The following is a 6,952-nucleotide window of genomic DNA, read 5'->3' on the forward strand; positions in this document are numbered from 1 at the left end:
CCAGCGGCGCCCACGAGATCGAGGGCGACACCTTCCACCCGGCCGAGAACATCCGCAAGATGAGCGCCGGCATCCCCCTGACCGACGACGACCGCGCCGGCTGGCTGGCCACCCTGGCCGAGCTGCTGAGCCAGGCCGTGGCCGCCGGCCAGCGCCCGGTGCTGACCTGCTCGGCGCTCAAGCTGGCCTACCGCGAACGCCTGCGCCAGGCCGTGCCGGGCCTGGGAGTGGTGTTCCTCGAACTGCCCCGCGACGAAGCCGCACGCCGCGTCGCCGAGCGCCCCGGGCACTTCATGCCGGCGACCCTGGTGGACAGCCAGTTCGCCGCCCTGGAGCCGCCCCACGACGAACCCCTGACCCTCGCCGTGGATGCCACTCTGCCGGTGGAACGCATCGTCGAACAGGCCCTGGCCTGGTGGCGCGCCCACGAGCCGGCCTGAGCAAGTTCTTTGCCGCGCGCTGAAGACAGCGCTATCCCAAAACGCCCGTAAAAACAACGACAAGGGAGCCCCGCCATGTTCGGTCTGTCCCACGACACCTACCTGCTGCTGGATGCGCTGGTCACCATCATCGGCCTGATCCTGCTGATCACCCGCTTCAAGATCCACCCCTTCCTCGCCCTGATCATCGCCGCCGGCTTCCTCGGCCTGACCTCGGGCATGCCCGTGGCGCAGATCGTCAAGGCCTTCCAGGACGGCTTCGGCGGGGTGCTCGGCTTCGTCGGCATCATCCTCGCCCTGGGCACCATGCTCGGCAAGATGATGGCCGAGTCCGGCGGCGCCGATCAGATCGCCCGCACCCTGATCGACGCCTTCGGCGAGCGCCGGGTGCACTGGGCGATGATGCTGGCGGCCTTCCTGGTGGGCATCCCGCTGTTCTTCGAGATCGGCTTCATCCTGCTGATCCCGCTGGTGTTCATCGTCGCCCGGCGCAGCGGCGTGTCGCTGATCAAGATCGGCATCCCGCTGCTGGCCGGCCTGTCCGCCGTGCACGGCCTGGTGCCGCCGCACCCGGGCCCGCTGCTGGCCATCGGCGTGTTCGGCGCCGACATCGGCAAGACCATCCTCTACGGCCTGATCGTCGCCCTGCCCACCGCGGCCATCGCCGGCCCGCTGTTCGGCGCCTGGATCGCCCGGGTGATCCCCGGCAGCCCCTCCGAGGAGCTGGTGGCGCAGATCGCCCACGAGCCGGAGACCGGCAACCTGCCCAGCTTCGGCATCACCCTGCTGACCGTGCTGCTGCCGGTGTTCCTGATGCTGCTGAAGACCTTCGCCGACGTGCTGCTGCCCGACAGCCACGCCTTCCGCGCCTGGATGGACATGATCGGCCACCCCATCACCGCCCTGCTCCTGGCGCTGCTGCTGGCCCTGTACACCTTCGGCTACGCCCGCGGCTTCGGCTCGCAGAAGATCCTCAAGCTGCTCGACCAGAGCCTGGCGCCCACCGCGGCCATCGTGATGATCATCGGCGCCGGCGGCGGCTTCAAGCAGATGCTGGTGGCCAGCGGCGTGGGCGACGTGATCGGCCACCTGGCCGTGCAGGCGCAGATCTCGCCGATCCTGCTGGCCTGGCTGGTGGCCGCGGTGATCCGCATCGCCACCGGCTCGGCCACGGTCGCCACCATCACCGGCGCCGGCATCGTGGTGCCGGTGGTGGGGATGATTCCCGGGGTGAACCGCGAGCTGCTGGTGCTGGCCACTGGCGCCGGCTCGCTGATCCTCTCCCACGTCAACGACGCCGGGTTCTGGCTGGTCAAGCAGTACTTCAACATGAGCGTCGCCGAGACCTTCAAGACCTGGACGGCCATGGAGACCATCCTCTCCGTGGTCGGCCTGGTGTTCATCCTGCTGCTTTCGCTGGTGGTCTGAGGACCACCGGCTTTCACCGTGAAAGGAGTACCGCCGATGTCCGCCACGCAACCCCAGCCCAACCCCCGCCCCGCCGAACCGCGCGACTGGCCGCGCGACTTCGACGTGCGCGAGCGCTACGCCGAGCAGCAGGAGCTGCTCGGCGCGCCCCTGGCGCCGCTGCGACCGAACGTCCCCGCCCGCTGAAAAGCCCTTTACCGGGCCTGCCGACATGTGCAAGCTGAAACGATTCACCTTTCAGCGCGACAGACTGGAACCCCACTTCGGGCGCCCTGCCCTTGCCCGCCGGGCGCCCCACCCCGAGGGAGGAACCATGAGCCACAACCTCGACACCCTGTTCCCCGCCATCGACGACATCCCCGAGACCTGGCGCCCCGACGCGCCGGTGGAGCAGCGCGACTACCTGGTGAACGGCGAGCTGCGCCGCTGGGACGGCCCGCTGGCGCCGGTGCGCAGCCCGATCTTCCTGAAGACCGCCGAAGGCGAACGGCAGGTGATCCTCGGCAGCACCCCGCTGCTGGACGCCGAGGCCGCGCTGGGCGCCCTCGACGCCGCGGTGGCCGCCTACGACAACGGCCAGGGCCTGTGGCCCAACCTGCGGGTGGCCGAGCGCATCCAGCACGTGGAGACCTTCCTGGCGCGCATGCGCGAGCAGCGCGAGGCGGTGGTGCGCCTGCTGATGTGGGAGATCGGCAAGAACCTCAAGGATTCGGAGAAGGAATTCGACCGCACCTGCGACTACATCGTCGACACCATAGACGCGCTCAAGGAGCTGGACCGCCGCTCCAGCCGCTTCGAGCTGGAACAGGGCACCCTCGGCCAGATCCGCCGCGTGCCGCTGGGCGTGGCGCTGTGCATGGGCCCCTACAACTACCCGCTGAACGAGACCTTCACCACCCTGATCCCGGCGCTGATCATGGGCAACACCGTGGTGTTCAAGCCGGCCAAGTTCGGCGTGCTGCTGGTGCGCCCGCTGCTGGAGGCCTTCCGCGACAGCTTCCCGCCGGGGGTGATCAACATCATCTATGGCCGCGGCCGCGAGACCGTCTCGGCGCTGATGGCCAGCGGCAAGGTGGACGTGTTCGCCTTCATCGGCACCCACAAGGGCGCCGCCGACCTCAAGCGCCTGCACCCGCGCCCGCACCGCCTGCGCGCGGCCCTGGGCCTGGACGCGAAGAACCCCGGCATCGTGCTGCCGCAGGTGGACCTGGACAACGCCGTGGAGGAAGCCATCACCGGCGCCCTGTCGTTCAACGGCCAGCGCTGCACCGCGCTGAAGATCCTGTTCGTCCACGAAAGCGTGCTGCAGGGCTTCCTCGACAAGTTCAGCGCGCGCCTGGCCCAGCTCAGGCCGGGCATGCCCTGGGAACCGGGCGTGGCGCTGACGCCGCTGCCCGAGCCGGGCAAGGTGGACTACCTCGACGGCCTGCTGCAGGACGCCCTGGCCAAGGGCGCCAAGGTGATCAACGCCGGCGGCGGCGAGTCCCGCGAGAGCTTCTTCTACCCGGCCCTGCTCAGCCCGGTGACGGCGCAGATGCGCCTGTACCACGAGGAGCAGTTCGGCCCGCTGGTACCGGTGGTGCCCTACCGCGAGCTTGAGGAAGTGATCGACTACGTGCTGCAGTCCGACTACGGCCAGCAGCTGAGCCTGTTCGGCGACGACCCCGAGCAGGTCGGCCGGCTGGTGGACGCCTTCGCCAACCAGGTCGGCCGCATCAACCTCAACGCCCAGTGCCAGCGCGGCCCGGACACCTACCCGTTCAACGGCCGCAAGAACTCCGCCGAGGGCACCCTGTCGGTGCACGACGCGCTGCGCACCTTCTCCATCCGCACCCTGGTGGCGACGCGCTTCAACGCCGCCAACAAGGCGCTGATCAGCGAGATCATCCAGGGCCGCGAGTCGAACTTCCTGACCACCGACTACATCTTCTGAAGCCAGGCAGGCGCCGTCAGATGCGGATCAAGCCATCCACCGGCGGCGCCGCCTGCTCCTTCAGCTCCTCCACCTGCAGCGCATAGGGGCGGCGCAGGCGCAGGCGCTCGGCATCGCAGAGCAGCGGGCCCTGGTCGTCCTCAAGGCCGAAGGGATCGTCGCGCAGCACGCCGCTGATGCGCCCCTGGCGGAACAGCTCGCGGATCGCCAGCAGGTTGTTCTCGCGCTGGCCGCTCAGCTCGGCGAGCGAGCGCGGCTGGCTTTCGGACAGCTGGCACAGCACCGACACCAGCAGCGCCTGCGAAGGTCTAGGCCCCATGGAAGCTCCCCTGTGCAGCCATGAAAACGGTCCTGGCACTATGCGGACGAATTCTTAAAGAATCCTTATCCGGCCGTCTCCATGGCCACCGTTCGTGTCAATCCAGACCGTTGTCGCGGTCCTGCTCCAGGCGCGCCAGGCGCTCCTCCAGGGCGGCCACGCGGGCTTCCAGCTCGAGGATGCGCGCCTCGTCCTGCACGCTGTGCTCGCCGCGCGGCGCCGAGGCGCCACGGCTGCTGGCGGCGATGGCGGCCTCGCGGTCGGCGGCGCTGCCCAGCAGGTGCATGTAGCGGTCCTCGCGCTGGCCGCTCTGGCGTTCCAGCTGCATGGCGAAACCGCGCGCGGCCAGGCGTTCCAGCTGGTGGCGGACTTCCTCGGTGTCGTCGAAGTCGTGCATGCGCATGCTGCGGGTGAGCAGTTCGTTGAGCGTCTGCGGGCCGCGCAGGAACAGCAGGCCGAGCAGCACCCACTGCGGCTTGACCAGTTCCAGCGCCTTGTCCAGGCGCTGCTCCCAGCGGTCGGCGCGGCTACCCATCACCAGGCGCACCATCTCCAGGCCCTCCAGGCGGCGCAGGGCCTGGCCGACCTGGCCGGGGTTGAGGTCCATCACCGGCTCGCGGCTGGTCTTCTGGTTGCAGGCGGTGACCAGGGCGTTGAGGGTCAGCGGGTAGGCTTCCGGGGTGGTCAGCTGCTTTTCGATCAGGCTGCCGAGCACGCGGATGTCCACCGCGCCGAGGGGCTCGCGCTCGGGCAGGCTTGTGGCTTCGTCGTTCATGTCGTTTCCAGAGATCGCTTGGAGGGCACTAGCCTAGCCGCCCACGGCGGCTTTGGCACCCTCCGCGGCGTCGCGCCTCACGCCGGGCCGGTCCACAGGCGGCTGGCCGGCAGCGAGTCGCAGGCGACCATTGGCACTGGCGAGCGCTTAAGATATGGTCTCATATGTATTATTCGGCTCGCCCACCCGGCGGCCACCCACACCACAACAACGAGCAGGAGCAACCAAGCCATGACCCAAGCGACCCGAGCCGACTGGGAAGCCCGCGCCAGCCAACTGCGCATCGAAGGCCGCGCCTTCATCGACGGCCAGTACCTCGACGCCGCCGACGGCGCCACCTTCGACTGCCTGAGCCCGGTGGACGGGCGCCTGCTGGCCAAGGTCGCCAGCTGCGACGCCGCCGACGCCGAGCGCGCCGTGCAGAGCGCCCGCGCCGCCTTCGAATCCGGCGCGTGGTCGCAGCAGGCGCCGGCCGCGCGCAAGGCCGTGCTGGTGCGCTTCGCCGAGCTGCTGGAAGCGCACGCCGAGGAACTGGCGCTGCTGGAAACCCTGGACATGGGCAAGCCCATCGGCGACTCGCTGAACGTCGACCTGCCCGGCGCGGTGGACAGCATCCGCTGGAGCGGCGAGGCCATCGACAAGGTCTACGACGAGGTCGCCGCCACCCCCCGCGACCAGCTCGGCCTGGTCACCCGCGAGGCGGTGGGCGTGGTCGCCGCCATCGTGCCGTGGAACTTCCCGCTGATGATGGCCAGCTGGAAACTCGGCCCGGCCCTGGCCACCGGCAACTCGGTGATCCTCAAGCCCTCCGAGCGCTCGCCGCTGACCGCCATCCGCATCGCCCAGCTGGCGCTGGACGCCGGCCTGCCCAAGGGCGTGCTCAACGTGCTGCCGGGCTACGGCCACACCGTGGGCAAGGCCCTGGCCCTGCACATGGACGTGGATACCGTGGTGTTCACCGGCTCGACCAAGATCGCCAAGCAACTGCTGGTCTACGCCGGCGAGTCGAACATGAAGCGCGTGTGGCTGGAGGCCGGCGGCAAGAGCCCGAACATCGTCTTCGGCGATGCCCCGGACCTGCAGGCCGCCGCCGAAGCCGCCGCCGCGGCCATCGCCTTCAACCAGGGCGAAGTGTGCACCGCGGGCTCGCGCCTGCTGGTGGAGAAATCCATCAAGGCGCAGTTCGTGCCCCTGGTGGTGCAAGCCCTGAAAGGCTGGAAGGCCGGCCACCCGCTGGACCCGCAGACCAACGTCGGCGCCCTGGTGGACGGCCGCCAGCTGGAGCAGGTGCTGGGCTACATCGAGGCCGGCAAGGCCGAGGGCGCCCGCCTGCTCACCGGCGGCCAGCGCGTGCTGGAGGAAACCGGCGGCACCTACGTGGAGCCGACGCTGTTCGACGGCGTGAGCAACGCCATGAAGATCGCCCGCGAGGAAATCTTCGGCCCGGTGCTCTCGGTGATCGAGTTCGAAGGCGCCGAAGAAGCCATCCGCATCGCCAACGACACCCCGTATGGCCTGGGCGCGGCAGTGTGGACCCGCGACATCTCCAAGGCCCACCAGACCGCCCGCGCCCTGCGCGCCGGCAGCGTGTGGATCAACCAGTACGACGGCGGCGACATGACCGCGCCCTTCGGCGGCTTCAAGCAGTCGGGCAACGGCCGCGACAAGTCGCTGCACGCCTTCGACAAGTACACCGAGCTGAAGGCGACCTGGATCAAGCTCTGACTGTCCCCGCGCCGGCGTCTTTCGTAGGAGCGAGCTTGCTCGCGAACAGGACGCCCGGCTGACTCCACAACCACCCGTTCTGCCCAACGGCCCCCTCTCCCGCTTGCGGGGGAGGGTTAGGAAGGGGGAGCGGAGTCAAGCCATGCTCCGGAGTGTCGTCGGAGTCCGTCACCCTCTCCCCAGCCCTCTCCCTGAAGGGAGAGGGGGCCGTTCGGCGTGAAGCGAAGCCACACGGTCATCCTGCCCGCACCCGCTCTCGTAGGAGCGAGCTTGCTCGCGAACAGGACGCCCGGCTGACTCCACAACCACCCGTTCTGCCCAATGGTCCCCTC

Annotated in this window: 7 protein-coding genes; 5 read left to right on the forward strand and 2 right to left on the reverse strand. The window is 69.4% G+C overall.

The genetic code is table 11. From position 1 onward, the window contains the following. The 4 genes from DK254_RS27950 to DK254_RS27960 form a co-directional block, all read left to right on the forward strand. On the forward strand, positions 1–440 hold a 440-nt coding region (locus tag DK254_RS27950; RefSeq protein WP_109937325.1), incomplete at its 5' end, for a gluconokinase. 75 nt (positions 441–515) lie between these two features. Beyond that, positions 516–1,868: a GntP family permease gene (locus DK254_RS27955; RefSeq protein ID WP_109936427.1), complete on the forward strand. Its 1,353-nt coding sequence runs from the start codon at positions 516–518 to the stop codon at positions 1,866–1,868. A 36-nt stretch (positions 1,869–1,904) separates the two neighbouring features. Next, positions 1,905–2,054, forward strand: coding sequence for a hypothetical protein (locus DK254_RS34440; protein WP_177412117.1), 150 nt, complete (start codon positions 1,905–1,907; stop codon positions 2,052–2,054). Positions 2,055–2,181: 127 nt separating this feature from the next. Beyond that, positions 2,182–3,801 carry an NADP-dependent glyceraldehyde-3-phosphate dehydrogenase gene (locus DK254_RS27960; protein ID WP_109936428.1) on the forward strand — a complete coding sequence of 540 codons (1,620 nt, stop codon included), beginning with the start codon at positions 2,182–2,184 and terminating at the stop codon, positions 3,799–3,801. 16 nt (positions 3,802–3,817) lie between these two features. Here DK254_RS27960 and DK254_RS27965 read toward each other — a convergent pair whose 3' ends face one another. Beyond that, positions 3,818–4,120, reverse strand: coding sequence for a hypothetical protein (locus tag DK254_RS27965; RefSeq protein ID WP_109936429.1), 303 nt, complete (start codon positions 4,118–4,120; stop codon positions 3,818–3,820). A gap of 97 nt (positions 4,121–4,217) precedes the next feature. After that, positions 4,218–4,895 (reverse strand): YceH family protein, encoded by a 678-nt coding sequence (locus DK254_RS27970; RefSeq protein ID WP_109936430.1) that lies wholly within the window; start codon positions 4,893–4,895, stop codon positions 4,218–4,220. A gap of 231 nt (positions 4,896–5,126) precedes the next feature. Between DK254_RS27970 and DK254_RS27975 the strand changes: the two genes are divergently transcribed. Further along, positions 5,127–6,620: an aldehyde dehydrogenase gene (locus tag DK254_RS27975; RefSeq protein WP_109936431.1), complete on the forward strand. Its 1,494-nt coding sequence runs from the start codon at positions 5,127–5,129 to the stop codon at positions 6,618–6,620. Positions 6,621–6,952 lie beyond the last annotated feature (332 nt).

Origin of the sequence: Pseudomonas sp. RW407, assembly GCF_003176655.1 — a bacterium.
GTDB lineage: Bacteria > Pseudomonadota > Gammaproteobacteria > Pseudomonadales > Pseudomonadaceae > Pseudomonas > Pseudomonas delhiensis.

Excerpts from the sequence above, each read along its gene's own strand:
- DK254_RS27960 (WP_109936428.1), top strand. The coding sequence starts at position 2,182 with ATGAGCCACAACCTCGACACCCTGTTCCCCGCCATCGACGACATCCCC.
- DK254_RS27955 (WP_109936427.1), top strand. The coding sequence starts at position 516 with ATGTTCGGTCTGTCCCACGACACCTACCTGCTGCTGGATGCGCTGGTC.
- DK254_RS27970 (WP_109936430.1), bottom strand. The coding sequence starts at position 4,895 with ATGAACGACGAAGCCACAAGCCTGCCCGAGCGCGAGCCCCTCGGCGCG.
- DK254_RS27975 (WP_109936431.1), top strand. The coding sequence starts at position 5,127 with ATGACCCAAGCGACCCGAGCCGACTGGGAAGCCCGCGCCAGCCAACTG.
- DK254_RS34440 (WP_177412117.1), top strand. The coding sequence starts at position 1,905 with ATGTCCGCCACGCAACCCCAGCCCAACCCCCGCCCCGCCGAACCGCGC.
- DK254_RS27965 (WP_109936429.1), bottom strand. The coding sequence starts at position 4,120 with ATGGGGCCTAGACCTTCGCAGGCGCTGCTGGTGTCGGTGCTGTGCCAG.